Genomic DNA, 17,892 nt, shown 5'->3' with positions numbered 1-17,892 from the left:
TCACGCGCCCTGCTTTTTCAACAATGCTATGGAGACGGCCAACGCGACCGGAACAGCGGCGACGATCGTCCAGAAATACGCCTGCAAATCCGTGAAGCCCAGCGCCTTGCCGAACACGCCGCGGCTGATCGTCACCATGTGAGTCGTGGGTTGCACGCGTCCGATCGCGTAGCCGAAGCCTTCGAGCGACGATACGGGGTTCATGAGTCCGGCGAACTCGACCGCGAGCACGATGCTGAAGATCATGGCAACGAAGATGGCCGCGGTCTGCGTGCGTGTGAACGTCGAGCAGAACAAGCCGAAGCCGGTCGTGTAGGCAACGTAAACGAGCGCTGCGAGCGCCAGGGTTGCAAAGCTGCCCTTCACCGGCACACCGAACACCGTGATCGACAGCAGCGTCAGCAGCAAGAAGTTGATGAACGCGAGCGCGATGTACGGGAGCTGTTTGCCGAGCAGGAATTCGGTGCGCGTCGTCGGCGTCGCATAGAAATTTATGATCGAGCCCAACTCTTTCTCGCGCACGACCGACAACGCCGTCAGCATCGCCGGAATCAGGAGCAGCAGAATCGGAATCACCGCGGGCACGATCGCGGGCAGACTTTCGACGTCGGGGTTGTACCGAAAGCGCGTCTCGATATTGATCGCAGAGGCCGGTGTATAACCGAGCCGCTCTCTCGCCTGCTGCACGAGCCAGAGTTGGTGCATGCCCTGCACATATCCCTGCACGGTTTCCGCGCGTTGGGGCATCGCGGCGTCGACCCATGCGCCGATCTGGACAGCGTCCCCACGTTGGATGCTGCGCGCGAATCCCGGCGGGATCTCGATCGCAAGCGCAAGCTCGCCGGCTCGCATGCGGTACTCGAGATCTTCGTAGTCAGCGATCGGCGGCCGTTCGATGAAGTAAGCGGACCCTGCCAGATTGAGCGCGTAGCTGTTGCTGAGACCCGTTTGATCGCGATCGAGCACAGCGAACGGCAAGTCTTCAACATCCAGGCTGATACCGAATCCCATGATGAACATGAGAATCACACTGCCGAGCAGCGCCAGCGCGGCGCGCACGGGGTCGCGCTGCAGCTCGAGGGTTTCGCGCATCGTGTAACTGAGCATGCGTTGCAGACTGAAGCCGCGCTTGCGTGTGCTCGCATGGGCCTCCGGGCGCGCACTCATCGTCGGAGCGCTGTCCGATTCGGAGACGCCCGTGCCCGCGCCGGCATCTTCAAGGTAAGCAAGAAAGGCATCTTCAAGCGTCGCGACGCCGCGCTGCTCGATCAGTCTCGCCGGCGAGTCGCTCACGAGCACCTTCCCTGCATGCATGAGCGAGATCCGGTCGCACCGCTCGCCCTCGTTCATGAAGTGCGTCGAAATGAAAATCGTGACGCCGTCCTGGCGCGACAGATCGATCAGCAGGCGCCAGAAGCCGTCGCGAGCGACGGGGTCCACACCGGAGGTCGGCTCGTCCAGGATGAGCAGCTCCGGGCCGTGCACGAGCGCCACTGCAAGCGACAGCCGCTGGCGCATTCCGAGCGGCAGACGCAAAGGCAACTCATCGACCGACCCTGCAAGGCCGAAGCGCTCGATCATCTGTGCGACGCGCGCCGGAATCTCGGCTTCCGGCACATGGAACAGCCGTGCATGCAGCAACAGGTTCTGCTGCACCGTCAGCTCGGTGTAGAGCGAGAACGACTGCGACATATAACCGACGCGGCGTCGCGTCTGCATGTCGCGCGGATCGACTGGGTTGCCAAACAGCTTCGCCTCGCCTTCGCTCGCTTCGAGCAGGCCGGTGAGCATCTTCATGGTCGTGGTCTTACCGCAGCCGTTCGAGCCCAGGAACCCGAAGATCTCGCCGCGCTTGATGCGAAAGCTCACGTGATCGACCGCGACGAAGTCGCCGAAGCGCATCGTCAGGTTGTTCGCTTCGATCGCGACGTCCTCTGTGTCGCCTTGCTGCAGCGGTGGAATGGTGACTTCGACATATCCGCGTCGCTTCTCCTCCGGCATGAGTGCGATGAACGCGGCTTCGAGCGACTTCGTGTGCGTGCGCTCGTACAGGTCTTGCGGGGTGCCGACGGCAAGGATCCGGCCTGCGTCCATCGCCACGAGCCAATCGAAGCGGCTTGCTTCATCCATATAGGCCGTCGCGACGATCACACTCATGCCGGGACGCGATCTGCGAATGTCCTCGATCAGATCCCAGAACTGCCGGCGCGCATGCGGATCGACGCCGGTCGTCGGCTCGTCGAGGATCAGCAGCGTCGGATCGTGGATCAGCGAGCAACACAATCCGAGCTTCTGCTTCATTCCGCCCGACAGCTTGCCGGCCGGCCGGTGCAGAAAGGGATACAGCCCCGTCGCCCGCGTGAGCAGATCGATACGACGCCGGCGTTCAGCGGCGTCGTGTCCGAACAGACGGGCAAAGAACTGGAGGTTTTCCTCCACCGATAGCGTCGGATACAGATTGCGGCCCAGTCCCTGTGGCATATATGCAATGTCGGGACACACTTGATTGCGGTGCTTCGCGCTCGACATGTCGCCGCCGAGGACAGTCACTTTGCCGTCCTGCACGGCGCGCGTACCGGCGAGCAGCGAGAGCAGACTCGACTTGCCGACACCGTCGGGCCCGATGACGCCCACCATGCATCCGGCCGGGATCTGGAGCTCGATGCGATCGAGCGCGCACACTTTGCCGTAGCGCAGACTTACATTCTCGAGCACCGCGACCGGCGAAGCGAGCTGCATGATGGCGCTCATTCGGGCGTGTTGATTGCGAGGCTCTCGGGCCAGGGTGTCTCGCGATCGAGCTTGAGCCAGGCAACGCCCGGCAGCCCCGTCTTGACCTGCGTCAGATGTTTCTGGAGCAGATCACGATCGATGTGCGCACGGACGCGAAACATCAGCTTCTGCCGTTCGTTTGCAGTCTCCACCGTCTTCGGCGTGAACTGCGCGGTATCGGCGACGAATGACACCTTCGCTGGAATCACGAACTCCGGTGCAGCATCAAGAATGATGCGCACCTCGCTGCCCAGGGCGACGCGCCCCACGACGGTTTCGGGCAGGAAGAACGTCATGTAAACGTCGCTCAGGTCGACGAGGTTGAGGACCGGGGAGCCGGCGGCCAGGACCTCACCAGGCTGTGCGATCCGGTACTGAACGCGCCCATCGCGCGGCGACGACAGAACACTGTCCTCGATGTCCGCCTCGATGCGCGCAACCGTGGCCGCAGCTGCGATCACCGAGGATTCCGCCCCGACAATCTGAGTGCGGGCTGCCTCGACAGCAGACTCTGCAGCAACGACCCGAGCTTTCGCTGCCTCAAGTGCAGCTCTTGCCGCACGCGCCCGCGCACGGTCGTCATCCAGCTCCTGACCCGAGGACGCGCCTTCCTTCGCTAGCATCTCGGAGCGATTCAAGCGCCGTTCGGCGGCGTCGAGCGCGCTCTCGGCCTCGATGACGGCGGCTTGCGCAGCAGCGACCTCACTGCGCCGCATGGCCAACTGCGCCTTTGCTGTGGCAACCGAGGTAATCGCCTGCTGATGGATCGCTCGCGCTTCATCACGCTGCGCTTCTAGCGTCACCACCTGCATCTTTGCGAGCGGTTGATGCGCCTTCACGAAGTCGCCTTCGCGAACGAAGATGTCTTCGACGCGTCCACCCAACTTCGCGGCGACATTGATCTCGGTCGCTTCGATACGGCCATTGCCGCTGACGAAGGCGTCGCCGAAACCCTCCGGCTGCAGCGTGCGCCACAGGATCCAGGCTATTGCGCCCACAGCGGCGACGATCGCAATCGCAATGGTCTTTTTCTTCCTGTCCTGGTTCATGATCGCGATCTCACTATTCGCCCGCGCCGAGGGCGCCGCCGCCGAGCGCTGCGAACAAGGCGACACGACTCGATTGCAGCGCGCTTTGCAGCTGAACGAGCGCCTGCTCGGCATTCAAGAGATCGCGTTGCGCATCGAGCACTTCGAGGTAGCTCGCAGCGCCGCTGTCATAGCGCAGCTGAGCGAGCCGGGAGCGTTCGGTCAGCGCACGCAGCGCGTTGCGCTGAATGCGCAGTTGTTCGCCGAGCCAATGATGAGCGGACAAGGCGTCAGCGACGTCGCGAAACGCTGCCTGGATCGTCAGCTCGTAATTTGCCACCGCGACATCGCGTCGCACTTCTGCGAGATCGAGGTTCGAGCGGAGCCGTCCCCCGGTGAAGATGGGCAGCGAGATGACAGGTGTGAACGCCCAGGAGCGACTGCCGGACTCGAACAACCCGTCGAATTGCGCACTGGCGACGCCAAGATCGCCGGTCAACGTCACCCTGGGGAAAAACGCGGCGCGCGCCGCGCCGATATTTGCATGCGCCGCGCGCAGCTGATGTTCGGCGGCAATGATGTCAGGACGCTGTACGAGCAAGTCCGATGGCAGCCCTGCACTGACGGCGCGCACCAGTTCGGCGTCGCCCTCGAACGTGTCCGTCCGGGGCGGCAGATCGATTGGCGCACCCACCAGCAAGTCGATCGCATGACGGTTCGTCGCACGCGCCTGCTCCAGCTGGACGGCCAGCGACTGCGCCTGAGTCAGCAGCGTCTCGACCTGCATCAGCTCGAGCTGTGTGCTCGCGCCCACCTCAAAGCGTCGTTTGAAAATGCGAAAGGACTCCTCGCGCGATCGGATGGTGCTGTTCGCGATCGCCAGCCGACGATCCAGCTCACGCTGCAACAACCATGCGTTGGCGACCTGAGCGACGAGGCTCACCGTAAACGCACGTCGCGCGGCGTCGGCGGCCAGATAATCTTCAATCGCGGCGAGATCGAGATTGCGCACGCGCCCCCAGAAATCCAGCTCCCACGTCGCAACACCCGCCGTGACCTGATAGGCGCTGCTGACGGTGGATCGGCCCAGCACGCTCAGATCGGCAGGCATGCGCCCGCGGTCGCCGGCGGCGTTGATGGCAACGTTCGGGACACGATCTGCACGCTGGATGCCGCGTAGCGCTCGCGCTTCCAGCACTCGCAGGAATGAAACTCGCAGGTCGCGACTATTCTCTAGGGCCTGCTCGATGATGCGTTGCAGTTCCGCGTCCGCGAAGACACTGCGCCACTCGAGTGCTCCGCCCGGTTGACCGCTCGTGCGAGGTGCATCGGCCGGGTATTCGGTCGCAATCGGTGGCGGCGGCGCCTGATAACGCGGCGCCATCGATACACAACCCACGATGAGCAATGCGAAGGCGACAAGCGCGCAATATCGAGTTGCTGCAAGCGTCGCCGGCAGCCGCGGTATCACATGTCGTTTCAGCGCCATCAGACATGACATGCTCTCCGATCAGCCGGCTCGCAGAATTACGGGGATGCCGCAGCGAGGTCAGTAGGACGGCACAGGCGCAAATCGCGGATATGGATCTTGCCCGTCACGGCGGCCGCATCTGTGCCGAAGGCGGACTCGGGAAGGTGCAGTCTTCGTGCTCGCTTTCGGCCCGTTGGTCAGGATGGCAAACCACGCACGACGATTCGACGCTCAATGACGAGCGCCCGCCTTCGCCAATCTTTCCTCCAGCAGATCGATCTCGCGCACCAGTGCGCGAGACTTGTCGTCCGAGATCTCGTTCCTGCGTGCCAGGGCGAAAATGGTCTCGCGCTCGGCGCTAAGCCCCACCAGGCGCAGCTTGCGCTCGATCGTCTCAGCGAACCGAATGCGGGCGGAATCCTCGCCTGCGGCGTGCCCTTCGAGACGGCGGCGGTATTGGTCCATGACCTGGCTGGCCACATCTGCGCAGAGGTCGGCATCGCTGTGGCCCGCCGCCAGTTCATGGCCAGCCGCCTCGACCGCGCGAATCGCCGCTTTGGCAGCTTCGGCGCGTGCCAGGTCGGTTTCATCGTCGTGGACGGATTCGGTCGGCGAGTGCAATCCGCGAAGCAGGAACGGCAATAGGAAGCTCGCAGCGGTGAGCGAAAGAATGATGACGCCCGCGGCGAGGAGAATCGTCAGATCGCGCGCCGGAAACTCCGAACCGTCCATCAATGTGAGCGGCAACGTCAGCACGCCCGCAAGCGTGATCGCGCCGCGCACACCGGCGACGGACATCGCCGCGACCAATCTGATTCCGGGCGGCGAGCGTTCTTTATCGCCCTTGCGCACGGCGAGCCGATAAGAGATGTAGAGCGACACCCAGACCCAAAGGAACCGCAGGACGGCCAGCCCGAGGTTGATCGCGAGCACGTACACGGCCAACCACCATGGATTCTCGTGATTGGAGTCGCGCACCGCTTCGACGGCCCCTTCGAAGATCGCCGGCAGCTGTTCCCCGAGCAGCACGAACATGATGCCGTTGAGTGCGAACTGCACCGTGTCCCAGACCGCCGTGCGCTGCACGCGCGTTCCGGCGAGCGCCCGGCCTGAAAGCTCGACGTAGCTCATCGTGATGCCCGCGGCCACCGCCGCCAGGATCCCCGAACCGCCGAGATGCTCGGCAAGCTCGTAAGCACCGAACGGAATGAGCAAGCTGATCACCACTTGAGCGCCGGTCTCCTCGCCGAAGCGGCGCGTGATCCAGTTCTTGAACATCATGATGCCGAGGGTCAGCACCACGCCGGCGATGATGCCGACGATGACCAGCTGCACGAACGTCACCGCCGCAGACCAAAGGGAGAACATTCCGCTCAAGGCCGCGGCCACGGCGAACCGGAAGCACACGAGACCCGACGCATCGTTGAGCAGCGACTCGCCTTCGAGCACGTGTAGCACGCGCTTGGGGATCGGGAAGCGCGCACTGATCGCGGAGACGGCGACCGGGTCCGTCGGCGAGACGATGGCTGCGAGCGCGAAGGCGACCGGATAGGGAACCGCGGGAATGAGCCAGTGGATGAACAGGCCCATGCCCAGCACGGTGACGATCACCAGGCCGAGCGCGAGCTCGAGGATCATGCCCTTGTCGCGCAACAGCCCTTCCTTGGGGATTCGCCACCCATCCAGGAACAGCAGCGGTGGCAGGAAGAGCAGAAAGAAGACTTCAGGATTCAGCTCGACGCGTTGGTACGCCCCCGCCGCGATGACCGCGCCGAACGCGATCTGCACTAGCGGGAGCGGGATTGCGAGCGGAATGGCACGCACGATGATTCCGGACGCGACGACCGCCGCGAGCATGGACAAGACGATACCGATCGCTCCCATGGAACTCCCTGAGGTAATAAGTGCCGCCGCATTATGGCGGACGCGGCCCTTTGACTGAAATACTTCATATCCCGCCGCCAGGCGGATCGAGAACGAGCTCATGCCAACGCTGAGTCAGGCTGCCCTGTTGATCATCGACGTACAGAAGGCGATCGATGCGGACTATCACGCTGCCGAAGGGCCGCGAAACAATCCGGACGCCGAGCAGAACATCGGACGACTCCTGGCTGCGTGGCGGCGGCACCATCGGCCGATCATTCACATTCGTCATGACTCGACCTTCCCCACCTCCGCTTACCGGCCAGGTCAGCCCGGGAACGAATTCAAAGACGAGGTCGCACCGCAGGCGGGCGAGCTCGTCATTCCCAAACGAACCAACAGCGCTTTCATTGGTACCAACCTCGAATCTCATCTAAGAGCGTCCGGCATCGAGACGCTGGTAATTACCGGGGTGAGTACCAACAATTCCGTTGAAGCCACGGTGCGCATGGCGGGCAATCTTGGATTCGCGACCTATCTGGTCGCCGACGCGTGTTTCACATTCGCGCGTCGCGACTTTCACGGCCGCTTGCGGACGGCGGAAGAAGTCCATTCCATGTCGCTGGCCAATCTCCACGACGAGTACTGCACGGTGATCGATACGGCGGCGGTCCTCTCCGCCCGATAGCCGATGGCCCGCGGCCGTCAGCAAGCCGGTCTTCCCGCCAGCTGACATGCAAACGAATCGTGGGCGTGGGCCGAAGCGGAAACTTGCGCCCACATGCGCGTCACGCACGGAGGGGCATGAGCCTCATTTCCAATCCGAACTCGAAACCGATCAAGAAATCAACGGACGGCGGAACCGCTTGCAGCCGCGAGCGACGAGCTCAAGTCCACCTCAAACTCGCGACCCGCTCCCAACCACGCCACGCGCTCCGCCTTCAGCAGGGAGCGGCGCACTTTGCCGGCATCGTCGCGCAGCGGCGTGTCGATCACTTCATACGATGTCGGGCGCTTGTACTTGGAGAGCCTGTCGTCGACGTGCGCGATGATGGACGCAAGGTCGAGCGGAGCACCGGGGCGGAGTTGGAGGATGGCGTGAACGCGCTCACCCAGGTCTTCCGCCGGCAAGCCGATCACAGCCGAAGAGGACACCAGCGGATGTTCGTCCAGCACCGCTTCGACCTCGGCCGGATAGACGTTGGCGCCGCCGCGAATGATCAGATCGGAGCGGCGGTCGGCGAGAAACAGGTATCCATCCTCGTCGATGTGACCGAGATCGCCGATCGAATAGCCGCCGGCCGCGTCGATGTTTGCTTCCGCGCCGATGTAGCGGAACTTGGCGCGAGCCGCAGCAGGAAGGTGCACTTCGCCGATCTCACCGACCGCGGCCTCGCTGCCATCCTCACGCAGGATACGCACTGTTCCAGGCGTGACCTTGCCCACCGACCCGGGCTTGGCCAGCCATTCCCGGCCGGTGATCGCCGTGCCGCTGCCTTCGGTGCCGCCGTACGCTTCGAAAATGCGGTCCGGGCCGAGCCACTCGATCCAGGCACGCTTGACCCATTGCGGGCAAGGCGCGGACATGTGCCAGACGCTCTTCAGCGAAGACACATCATAAGCAGCTCGCACGGCCTCCGGCAGCGCCCAGATCCGCTGCATCATCGTCGGTACGACTGCGACGAAATCGATCTTGTAACGCTCGACCAGCTGAAGGAAGGTTTCGGCGTCGAAGCGATTCATGCCCACGACGTGCGTGCCGGCCAGCAACCCGAAGCTGGTGAACAGGAACGGCATGTTGTGATACAGCGGCCCCGGATTGAGCATCGCGCCGTCGGGCGAGAAGCCCAGCAGACGGTACGGTGCAGCGTCGGTATCGATGAACGCCGGCATGGTGTCGACGATGATTTTCGGACGCCCGCTCGAGCCGCCGCTGGCGACCGCCTTCCAGCTGGAAGCGCCAGCATCCTTCACCGGCGCATCGCTGTAGGAATCCAGCGCCGCGCCGGCAGGGAGTCGCGGCCCGTCGTAGGCGAATGGAACATCGCCGATCACTGCCGTCGGCGCCGCGAGCGCGATGATCTCGCTGGCCTCGCGGCCCGGCAGCTTGGACGGTAGCACACACGGCGTCGCTCCCGCTTTCCATACAGCGACGGTCGCTTCGTGAAACTCGCAACTGTTGGGGAGCATGATGACGACCAGGTCGTCTTGCCTGACGCCCACCGATGCCAGCCAGCGAGCACGCTGGTTCGAGCGGCGGTCCAGCTCGGCCCAGGTCAGCGACCCTTCGGGATACGTCACGGCCGGAGCGGAACCCCGGCTCCGGGCATGATCCTGAAGAATCGACGCGATCGATTTCAGCGGCATGGTCTCGATTCAGCCTCGCGGGTCCGGCAGCGCATCGAGCAGCGCCTTGGTGCGCGCCTTGATCGGCTCCTCCATGAAGCGATCGGTGTAGATGTACAACTGGTTCTCCTGCACGGCTTTCAACACCATCCGGCCGACATCGTCGATGTTCGCGCCGCGCTGCAGCGCCTGGTTGATCTGTTCTCGCAGATCGGCCCGGCGCTTCTCATGCTCTTCCGACAGCTGCACGGCGCCCTTGGGAGCCACGTTGTGCGAGCGATGCATGATATTGGTTGCAACCGGCCCCGGACACAGCACGCTCACGCCGATGCCCGAAGACTTGAGCTCGACATTGAGCGCCTCCGACATGCCGACCACGCCGTACTTGGCCGTACAGTACAGCACGCCCGAACCGGTTGTCGCGGCAAGGCCCGCACCGGACGCCGTGTTCACGATGTGTCCGCCCTGGCGGCGCTCGACCATTCGTCGCAGGAACGTCTGCACGCCATTGATGACGCCGACCAGGTTGATGCCGATCGCGAAGTCCCAGAGCTCGTAGCTGAGCTTGGCCGGTGCCTCTGCAACGATCACGCCCGCGTTGTTGAACAACAGGGACACGGGCCCGAGCGAGTGCTCGACCGCATCCGCCGTCGATGCATAAGCGTCGCGATCGCGCACGTCGAGCCGATAGGTCTCGACCTGGGTGATCTTCTGCAGCTCCGCCTTGGCGCGCGCCAGGGCGTCGGTATCCAGGTCCACCAGCGCCAGCTTGGCGCCGGCGTGCGCCAGCGTGCGGGCGATGCCCAAGCCGATGCCATTGGCACCGCCGGTGATGAAGGCGGTGCGCCCTTGTACGTCGGTCATTGAATCTTTCCTGTCGTCGTCGCTTGTCGTCGTCGCTTGTCGTCGCCTATCGTCGCCAGGGGTCGCCGTCAGCGGGTCGCGCCGTACAGCGTGATCACGCAGGCGCCGCCGAGGCCCAGGTTGTGCTGAAGCGCGATTCGGGCCCCCTCGACCTGGCGCTTCTCCGCCGTGCCGCGAAGTTGGTGCGTCAACTCGTAGCATTGCGCGAGGCCGGTCGCTCCGATCGGATGACCCTTGGAGAGCAGGCCGCCGCTCGGATTCACCACGTGCTTGCCGCCGTAGGTGTTCTGCCCGTCGCGAATATAGCGCTCCGCGGTGCCTTCGGGCGTCAGGCCCAGCGACTCGTAGGACACCAGCTCGTTGGGCGTGAAGCAGTCGTGCAGCTCGACCACGTCCACGTCGTCGGGCGACACGCCGGCGGCTTCATACACCTTGGTCGCGCCCTCTTTCGCCATGTCGTAACCGATCAGGCTGATCATGGATTGGCCGTCCCAGGTTTTCTGGAGGTCGGTCGTGAGCGACTGCGCGAGAATTTCCACCGGCGCTTTGATGCCATGCTTGGCCGCGAAGCTTGCGGAAACCAGCACCGCCGCGGCCGCGCCACAAGTCGGCGGACAAGCCTGGAGGCGAGTCACCGGCCCGGAGAGATTCGGCGACGCCATCACTTCTTCAAGCGTTACCGGCTCGCGAAACACCGCGAGCGGATTGTTGGCTGCGTGCCGGCGCGCCTTCACGGAAATCATCGCGAAGGTTTCGTCGCTGGCGCCATAGCGCTTCTGGTATTCGAGGCCGGCGCCGCCGAAGAACTGCGGTGTCGGCGGCTTGCTGGGATCGTAGGTGCACAGCTCCAGGAATTTCTTGGAGGCGATCTCCATCGGGCCCTTGCGGTCCTGGAAGACCGTGCCGAGCGCGCCCGGCACCATCTGCTCGAAGCCGAAGGCCAGCGCGCAATCGACCGCGCCGAGCTCGATCATCTGCCGCGCGAGATACAGCGCACTGGAGCCGGTCGAGCAGTTGTTGTTGACGTTGATGATCGGGATGCCGGTCGAGCCGATGCGATACAGAACGGATTGTCCCGCGGTCGAATCGGCGTACATGTAGCCCGCATACGCGTGCTGAACCTGGTCGTAGGAAATACCGGCGTCGGCCAGCGCGAGACGAACGGCCTTTTCCGCCATCACGTCCCAATCTTCACTCTTGCCGGGCTTGGTGAAGGGGATCATGCCTACGCCGGCAACGCGCGCGGTGGCCATTGTCGATTCTCCTGGTTGCAAGTGATGGGGCATCGTGACGATCCCCGGCACCGCTCGCCCCCCTCTTTTCGCAGGGGACTGGCGATCAACTCGCCAGGCCCGCGTCGACGTGCAAACACGAGCGCGGCTGCAGGATCGATTTGAGGATCTCGCCATTGGCCGAGCGAGGCAGCGTGTCCCGAAACTCCACGCTGACCGGACATTTGTAGCCGGCGATGTAGTTGCGGCAATGCGCCCGGATCGCCTCCAGCCGCGGCAGCTGGCGGCCGGGCCGGGGCACGATGATGGCGTGCACCGATTGTCCCCACTGCTCGTTCGGCAGGCCGATGACGGCGCAAGCGGCGATCGATGGATGCAACAGCAGCACGCTCTCCACCTCCGAGCAGATCACGTTCTCGCCGCCGGTCACGATCATGTCGCTCAACTTGCCGATCACGAACAGCTGGCCCGCTTCGTTCATGTAGGCGGCATCGCCGGTGTGCAGCCAGCCATCGCGGATCGCCTTCGCAGTTTCGGCCGGCTTGTTCCAGTATCCCTGCATCAAGCCCGCGCCGCGCACGACGAGCTCGCCGGTCTTGCCGCGAGCAACCTCCTTGCCATCCTCGCCGAGGATGCGAACTTCGGTCGTCAAGCTCGGCGTGCCGACCGCGCCTGCCGGTTTGGAAAGGTCGTCGTCATAAGTGAGGATGCTCACCAGCGGCGCCATTTCGGGAACGCCATACACCTTGGAGAAGATCACCGACGGCAAGCGTTCCCTGCAGAGCGCCGCGAGGTGGTCGCCCGAAGCGGAAGCGACGCAGCCGAGCCGTCGCAAGCGGCTGTGCTCGAGCTTGTCCACGTCGGCGCTGTTGAGAAGCCGGTGAATCATCGTCGGCACCAGCAGCGTGTTGGTGACGCCGCGCTCCACAATGAGCTTCACCGCGTCGTCGACCTGAAAGCCCGGCTCGATCACCTGCGTCGTGGCGCGCAGCGTCAGCGCCAGCATGAACATCATGCCGGCCAGATGAAACAGCGGCGCCGCGTGCAACCCGACATCGCCATCGACGGCCAGTCGTTCGAGCCCGCCGAGCACGCTGCTCATCATGTTGGCGTGAGAGAGCATCACGCCCTTGGTCAGCTCGCGGCTGCCGCCGCTGTAGAAGATCGCCGCCAGCTGCTCGCCATGGCGGCGGGCATCGGGCCCCGGCTGTGAATCGCGAATCAGCTGCTCGCAGGAGAACATGCCGCTCGGCACGTTGCCGTCGCCCGCATGGATGGCTTTCTCCAGGTGCTCGGAGCGGTCGAAGAGTCGCGCCACCGACGGCGCCAGCTGATCGTCGACGAACAGGATGCGGGTCTGGCAGTCGTCCAGCGCCCGCACCATTTCCCACTCGTTCCAGCGGATGTTGATGGGATTGACCACGCCCCCGGCCCACCACACGGCGTACAGCAGCTCCACGAACCGGTCCGAATTGTGGGCCAGCAGGCCGACGCGATCGCCTTCTTTCAGCCCCAGCTCGCGCAGCGCCGAGGCCATGCGGGCCACGCGAGCCGCCAGCTGCGCGTAGGTGGTCGTTCGATCCTGGAAAACGGTCGCCACCCGATTCGGGTACTGCACGGCTGCGCGCTGCAGGGGTTGTGTCAGGTGCAGAATCGCGGAATCCTCCTCTACCCGCGCCAACATACCGAATCCGTGCCGGCAACCCGCCCCTGCTTTTCGAAGGGGGCGGCGCCCGCAGCCGGCGCCCCATACTGAATGGAGGGGTCCTGGCCACTGGCGCCGGGACCCGCGTGGGAAAAAATCAGGGGAATGCGATGAAAGACTTGTCCGGCCGCACCGCCTTCATCACCGGCGGCGCGCAAGGTATCGGCCTGGGAATTGCGCGCCGCCTCGCGCGCGCGGGCGTCAAACTGGCGCTCGTCGATATCGACGCCGCGGCGCTGGAAAAAGCTCGCGCCGAGCTGGAAAAAATCACCGAGGTGGTGACCCATCAGCTCGACGTGCGCGACCGGGACGCGTTCGCCAAGGTGGCCGACGCCGTAGAACAGCGCCTCGGCCCCGTCTCCCTGCTGTTCAACAACGCCGGCGTGGCCTCGGGCGTGCACGTCTCCAAGATGAACTACGCGATGTGGGACTGGGTGCTCGGCGTCAATCTGCAGGGCGTGGTCAACGGCATTCAAACCTTTCTGCCGCGCATGATCGAACGCGGCGCCGGCGGACACCTCGTCAACACGTCCTCGGGCGCGGGCCTGGCGCCGACCACTGCGGGCTTTCTTTACACCACTTCGAAATACGCGGTCGTCGGCCTGTCCGAATCGCTACGCAACGAGCTTCAAGCGGCCGGCACCGGCATCGGCGTCAGCGTGCTTTGTCCGGGGCCAGTGGCGACCGGCATCGTGAGTCGTTCTCTGATGGGCCGTCCCGGCGCCAGTGAAGAGATCAACCCGCAAGCGCAGGCTCGCCTGAAGGAGCTCGACAACCACCTGCTCGAACACGGCGTACCCATCGATGCCGTCGGCGAGATGGTGTTGAACGGCATCCTCGAGGACCGCCCTTACATATTCACCGACCGCCTCGTGGAGGATCTGGTCACCGAACGCACGCGCAACATTCTCGCCTGCCTGCCCGCCCGCTCCGACAACTCCGACGAGGCGGCGCGCAGCAAGGCCCTGCTGGCAGGCGGCGGCGCCAGCAGCTCAGGCTGAGCAAGCGGTGGGGTATGATTGGGTCGCTCCAGTCTCCACCGCCCTGACAGTTTCATGACCAAGCTCAAGCCCCCGGAACCCGCCATCATCCGGACCAGGCTTGCGCCGCCCCGAATCGGCGCCGCACCGGTGAGCAGGGACAAGCTGCTGCAGCGATTGAACGCGCGCCGCGGCTGCAAGCTGAGCCTGGTGCTGGGACCCGCCGGCAGCGGCAAGACCATGTTGCTTGCGCAATGGCGCAAGCAGCTCTCGGAGCAAGGGGCGAAGGTCGCCTGGTACAACCTGGGGACGGACGACGACGTGACCCAGGTCGGCGCCTACATCGTCGAGAGTCTGCGCAGCGCGGGCCTGAACATCCGCACGGATGAGCTGCAGTTCTTCAACCGCTCCGGCGGCAAGTCCCGCAATCGCTTTCTGGCCTCGCTGGTCGACGACCTGCTCGATTGCGACGACGAAGTCTACCTGATCGTCGACGACATCCATCACGGCACCGCCTTCAACATCTTCCAGCTGCTCGACGCCTTCCTGGACGCGCTGCCCGACAACGTCCACCTGGTGTTCGGCTCGCGCTCGCGGCCGCTGCTGAACCTGCTCAAGCTGCAGGCCCAGGACCAGTTGGCGGAGCTGGACTTCAAGGATCTGCGCTTCGATGTCGAGGAAACCGGCAAGTTCGTGGTCGCGCAAGGACTCACCGGCCTGAGCGCCGCGCAGATCGGCCGCTTGCACGAGATGAGCGACGGTTGGGCGGCCGGGCTGCAACTGCTGCTGTTCTCGCTGCGCAAGGAAAGCCGGCCGGAGCACTTCTTCGAACGCCACGGCGGCAAACCGCTGGTCTCGCAGGAAGGCGCGCTGGTCGCTTACCTGGAAGCGAATGTCGCCGAGTACATCAGCGCCGAAGAGCTGGATTTCCTGTGCTCCATCTCGATCTGCGGGCGCTTCAACCGCGCCTTGAGCGAAGTGCTGACCGGCAATCCCAACGCGGCCGAGCTGCTGAAGAAGTTCGAAGACGAACAGTTGTTCCTGCTCCCCATCGACACGCCGGAAGTCGAGCCCTGGTATCGCTTCCACCGCCTGTTCCACACGTTCCTGCAAAGCCGGCTGGAGCGGCGCGAGCCGGCCGAGATCAAGACGCTCTACCGCAAGGCCGCGCGCTGGTTCGCCGGACAACGGCTTTTCATCGAAGCGTTGCGCTACGCCGGCGAGGCGGGCGACGACGAATTGCTGGCCGAGTTCATCGATAGCTCGGCTCGCCGCCTATCGGCCGGCGGCAATTTCAGGCAGCTGATCCGCTGGTGCAGCCGGCTGCCCAAGCCGATGCTGCGCGAGCGCCTGAACATCGCCTTGAACCTGGCGTGGGCGCAGATCTTCTGCGGCCATTTCGATGACTTCCAGGAAAACATGGAAGGCATCCTGCAGCATCCGAAACACGACGCGCCCTCGGTGCACTACGAGGTGCAGCTGCTGCGTGCCTGCGGCCACTCGGCCGTCGACGATACCGGCGCGATCACGAGCATCATCGAGCCACTGCTGCAGCAGCCATTGCCCGCCGATCCCTACCTGCTATCGCTGGTCAGCACCCTGGCCTCCGCCGGTTTCGCGTATGCCGGCCGCTTCGCCGAAGCCCGCGAGGCGGTGCGCCTGTTCTACAGACATCTCGCGCCCGGTCAGACACAGCCTCAACACCTGCTGGCCGATGCGGCGATCGGCAGCTCCTACCTGGCTGAAGGCCGCATTCGCGACGCGCTGGCGCACCTGATGCCCTTCAAGGAGAAGATCATCCAGCGCGGCAAGATCGGCCCCGATGCCATCGGCAACACGATCGGCGCGCTGTGTGAGGCGTTGTATCAATTCAACCTGGTCAGCGACGCAAGAGAGCTGATCGAGACCTATGCAGAGCCGATGGGCGCGGCCGAGCTGCCGGAAGGCATTCTGAACGGCTACCGGGTTCGCGCGCGGCTGGAGCTGTTGGCGGGCCGCTCGCAAGCCGCCTTCGAGACCTTGCAGCGCCTCGAGGAAATCGGCATCCAGCGACGCCTCGACCGGCTCGTGGCGTGGAGCCTGTACGATCAGTTCGCGCTCTCCGTGCTGTTCCAGCATCTGACCTCGCGCGAAGAAATCCTGCATCGACTCTCTCAGCTGGCCGAGAAACATGCGAGTGCCCGCGACTGCTCGTGGGCGCAGATCCCGCTGATCTACGCCCTGGCGGCTGCGGAAAACGCGCTCTATGGCCAGGCCGACCATCTCGAATGTCTGCGGCTCATCGAAGTCGCCGAGGATCTCTGCAACAGAACCGGACGCGTGGCGACGCTGCTCCGTCTGGGATTCATGCGCTGTATCGCCCGGCTCAATGCGGGCAAGCAGCAGGCCGCCCTGAGCGAGGCTTCGGAGCTGCTGACGAAGGCCGCCGGGCTCGGTGTCCTCCGGGCGCTGGCCGATCTCGGCGCGATTGCCCGCCCGCTTGCGAAGCTGCTCATGAGCCGCACGCACGGCGAAACCGAGCACGAGATGCTCCGTATCACGCTCGACGGTGACCAATCTACGGGCGACGCTGCCGGCGCTTCATCGGATTCGGCAGCCGTGTTGGCGGAGCCGCTGACCGCGCGCGAACAGGATGTGCTGGAGCTGCTGGGCAAGGGCTTCTCCGCCAAGAGCATCGGTCGCAGCCTGGATATTTCGCTGGCGACAGCGAAATGGCATCTCAAGAACGTCTACGGGAAGTTGCACGCCGGTTCGCGTGAAGACGTACTCGCCAAAGCAAGACGGTACGGCATCATCAGCTGACCTTCCTATCGATGGGCTGCGGACTTCTCTGCATTCCGCGCAGCCGCGCTGAAGTCCGGATCGCGACGCTCAACGAATGCGGCAATGCCGGTTCTGCTTTCGTCGGTGCCGCCTTGCTCGGTGATGCACGCGCTTTCGGCGTCGAGCTGTTCTTCCAACGTCGCCTCGTCACTGGCGAGCAGCAGGCGCTTCGTCGTTCCAAGCGCACCAACCGCGGATCGCGCCAGCGACGCCGCCAGCGCATCGACTTCCTGCGCCAGCGTTCCTTTGGCCACGACTCGCGTGATGAGCCCGATCGCGGCCGCCTCCTCCGCTGACACTCTGCGGTTCGTCAGTGCCAGCTCCTGAGCACGGCGAAGACCGATGAGCCTGGGCAACAGCCACGTCGCACCGCCATCCGGCGTCAATCCGATACGAGAATAGGCCATCGTGAAATGAGCGTCAGGTTCGGCGAGTGCAACGTCGCCGACCGCCGCAAGGCCGACACCTGCGCCGGCGGCCGGTCCGTGGATTGCGGTAACGACGGGCTTGTTCATCCTCGCGAGGCGGACGATCGCCGGATGCAAAGACACGAGGATCTCGTTGAGAAACTCGGGCAGCGCATCGCCCGCCGCATGCAGTCCCTTTACATCGCCGCCGGCGCAGAACATCCGTCCATTGCCGCGAACGACCACGCAGCGGACGGCGGGATCCGCCTCCACCGCCACGATTGCATCCAGCAAGCATCGTGAGAGCGCCACGTCGACGGCATTGCCCGCCTCCGGGCGATTCAACGTGAGATACGCAACGGCTCCCTTGCGATCGATCAGCACCGGGTCGGTCATGTCGG

General features: G+C 64.4%; 12 protein-coding genes. 3 read left to right on the top strand and 9 right to left on the bottom strand.

From position 1 onward, the window contains the following. The 4 genes from rbbA to VGE08_RS09655 form a co-directional block, all read right to left on the bottom strand. Window positions 1-2,751: a ribosome-associated ATPase/putative transporter RbbA gene (gene rbbA, locus VGE08_RS09670; RefSeq protein ID WP_331067665.1), complete on the bottom strand. Its 2,751-nt coding sequence runs from the start codon at window positions 2,749-2,751 to the stop codon at window positions 1-3. Then, window positions 2,748-3,821, bottom strand: coding sequence for an HlyD family secretion protein (locus tag VGE08_RS09665; RefSeq protein ID WP_331067664.1), 1,074 nt, complete (start codon window positions 3,819-3,821; stop codon window positions 2,748-2,750). Before VGE08_RS09665 ends, rbbA begins: the two co-directional genes overlap by 4 nt. 13 nt (window positions 3,822-3,834) lie before the next feature. Next, window positions 3,835-5,289, bottom strand: a complete 1,455-nt coding sequence (locus VGE08_RS09660) for an efflux transporter outer membrane subunit (RefSeq protein WP_331067663.1) — start codon at window positions 5,287-5,289, stop codon at window positions 3,835-3,837. Between the two features lie 213 nt (window positions 5,290-5,502). Further along, a complete protein-coding gene (locus tag VGE08_RS09655; protein ID WP_331067662.1) occupies window positions 5,503-7,155 on the bottom strand; it encodes a Na+/H+ antiporter in 1,653 nt (550 codons plus the stop codon). Window positions 7,156-7,255: 100 nt separating this feature from the next. Between VGE08_RS09655 and VGE08_RS09650 the strand changes: the two genes are divergently transcribed. Then, window positions 7,256-7,822, top strand: a complete 567-nt coding sequence (locus VGE08_RS09650) for a cysteine hydrolase family protein (protein WP_331067661.1) — start codon at window positions 7,256-7,258, stop codon at window positions 7,820-7,822. 158 nt (window positions 7,823-7,980) lie between these two features. On the opposite strand, the gene VGE08_RS09645 is transcribed toward VGE08_RS09650, so the two are convergent. From VGE08_RS09645 to VGE08_RS09630, 4 genes are all read right to left on the bottom strand, one after another. Further along, complete coding sequence (locus tag VGE08_RS09645; protein WP_331067660.1) at window positions 7,981-9,501, bottom strand: AMP-binding protein; 1,521 nt, start codon at window positions 9,499-9,501, stop codon at window positions 7,981-7,983. Window positions 9,502-9,510: 9 nt separating this feature from the next. Beyond that, window positions 9,511-10,344, bottom strand: coding sequence for an SDR family oxidoreductase (locus tag VGE08_RS09640; RefSeq protein WP_331067659.1), 834 nt, complete (start codon window positions 10,342-10,344; stop codon window positions 9,511-9,513). 68 nt (window positions 10,345-10,412) lie between these two features. Then, on the bottom strand, window positions 10,413-11,597 hold the full coding sequence (locus tag VGE08_RS09635) for a lipid-transfer protein (RefSeq protein ID WP_331067658.1): 1,185 nt from the start codon (window positions 11,595-11,597) through the stop codon (window positions 10,413-10,415). 85 nt (window positions 11,598-11,682) lie between these two features. Continuing rightward, entirely contained in the window at window positions 11,683-13,260 is a 1,578-nt protein-coding gene (locus tag VGE08_RS09630; RefSeq protein WP_331067657.1) for an AMP-binding protein, read from the bottom strand. Between the two features lie 131 nt (window positions 13,261-13,391). Between VGE08_RS09630 and VGE08_RS09625 the strand changes: the two genes are divergently transcribed. Continuing rightward, the gene (locus VGE08_RS09625; protein WP_349258665.1) at window positions 13,392-14,282 is read left to right on the top strand and encodes an SDR family NAD(P)-dependent oxidoreductase; all 891 of its coding nucleotides are present in this window, start codon (window positions 13,392-13,394) and stop codon (window positions 14,280-14,282) included. Window positions 14,283-14,336: 54 nt separating this feature from the next. Then, a complete protein-coding gene (locus VGE08_RS09620) occupies window positions 14,337-17,063 on the top strand; it encodes a LuxR C-terminal-related transcriptional regulator (RefSeq protein WP_331067655.1) in 2,727 nt (908 codons plus the stop codon). A gap of 5 nt (window positions 17,064-17,068) precedes the next feature. Here VGE08_RS09620 and VGE08_RS09615 read toward each other — a convergent pair whose 3' ends face one another. Then, the gene (locus VGE08_RS09615; RefSeq protein ID WP_331067654.1) at window positions 17,069-17,887 is read right to left on the bottom strand and encodes an enoyl-CoA hydratase/isomerase family protein; all 819 of its coding nucleotides are present in this window, start codon (window positions 17,885-17,887) and stop codon (window positions 17,069-17,071) included. Window positions 17,888-17,892: the final 5 nt, after the last annotated feature.

Source organism: Steroidobacter sp. (assembly GCF_036406195.1).
GTDB lineage: Bacteria > Pseudomonadota > Gammaproteobacteria > Steroidobacterales > Steroidobacteraceae > Steroidobacter.
Note: the sequence above shows the minus strand (reverse complement) of the source record. Positions and strands in the feature narration are given on the sequence as shown.

Bases quoted from the DNA above. Each gene is read 5' to 3' on its own strand.
- VGE08_RS09655 (WP_331067662.1), bottom strand. From the start codon at position 7,155: ATGGGAGCGATCGGTATCGTCTTGTCCATGCTCGCGGCGGTCGTCGCG.
- VGE08_RS09640 (WP_331067659.1), bottom strand. From the start codon at position 10,344: ATGACCGACGTACAAGGGCGCACCGCCTTCATCACCGGCGGTGCCAAT.
- VGE08_RS09650 (WP_331067661.1), top strand. From the start codon at position 7,256: ATGCCAACGCTGAGTCAGGCTGCCCTGTTGATCATCGACGTACAGAAG.
- VGE08_RS09665 (WP_331067664.1), bottom strand. From the start codon at position 3,821: ATGAACCAGGACAGGAAGAAAAAGACCATTGCGATTGCGATCGTCGCC.
- VGE08_RS09660 (WP_331067663.1), bottom strand. From the start codon at position 5,289: ATGGCGCTGAAACGACATGTGATACCGCGGCTGCCGGCGACGCTTGCA.
- VGE08_RS09645 (WP_331067660.1), bottom strand. From the start codon at position 9,501: ATGCCGCTGAAATCGATCGCGTCGATTCTTCAGGATCATGCCCGGAGC.
- VGE08_RS09630 (WP_331067657.1), bottom strand. From the start codon at position 13,260: ATGTTGGCGCGGGTAGAGGAGGATTCCGCGATTCTGCACCTGACACAA.
- VGE08_RS09615 (WP_331067654.1), bottom strand. From the start codon at position 17,887: ATGACCGACCCGGTGCTGATCGATCGCAAGGGAGCCGTTGCGTATCTC.
- rbbA (WP_331067665.1), bottom strand. From the start codon at position 2,751: ATGAGCGCCATCATGCAGCTCGCTTCGCCGGTCGCGGTGCTCGAGAAT.
- VGE08_RS09620 (WP_331067655.1), top strand. From the start codon at position 14,337: ATGACCAAGCTCAAGCCCCCGGAACCCGCCATCATCCGGACCAGGCTT.
- VGE08_RS09635 (WP_331067658.1), bottom strand. From the start codon at position 11,597: ATGGCCACCGCGCGCGTTGCCGGCGTAGGCATGATCCCCTTCACCAAG.
- VGE08_RS09625 (WP_349258665.1), top strand. From the start codon at position 13,392: ATGAAAGACTTGTCCGGCCGCACCGCCTTCATCACCGGCGGCGCGCAA.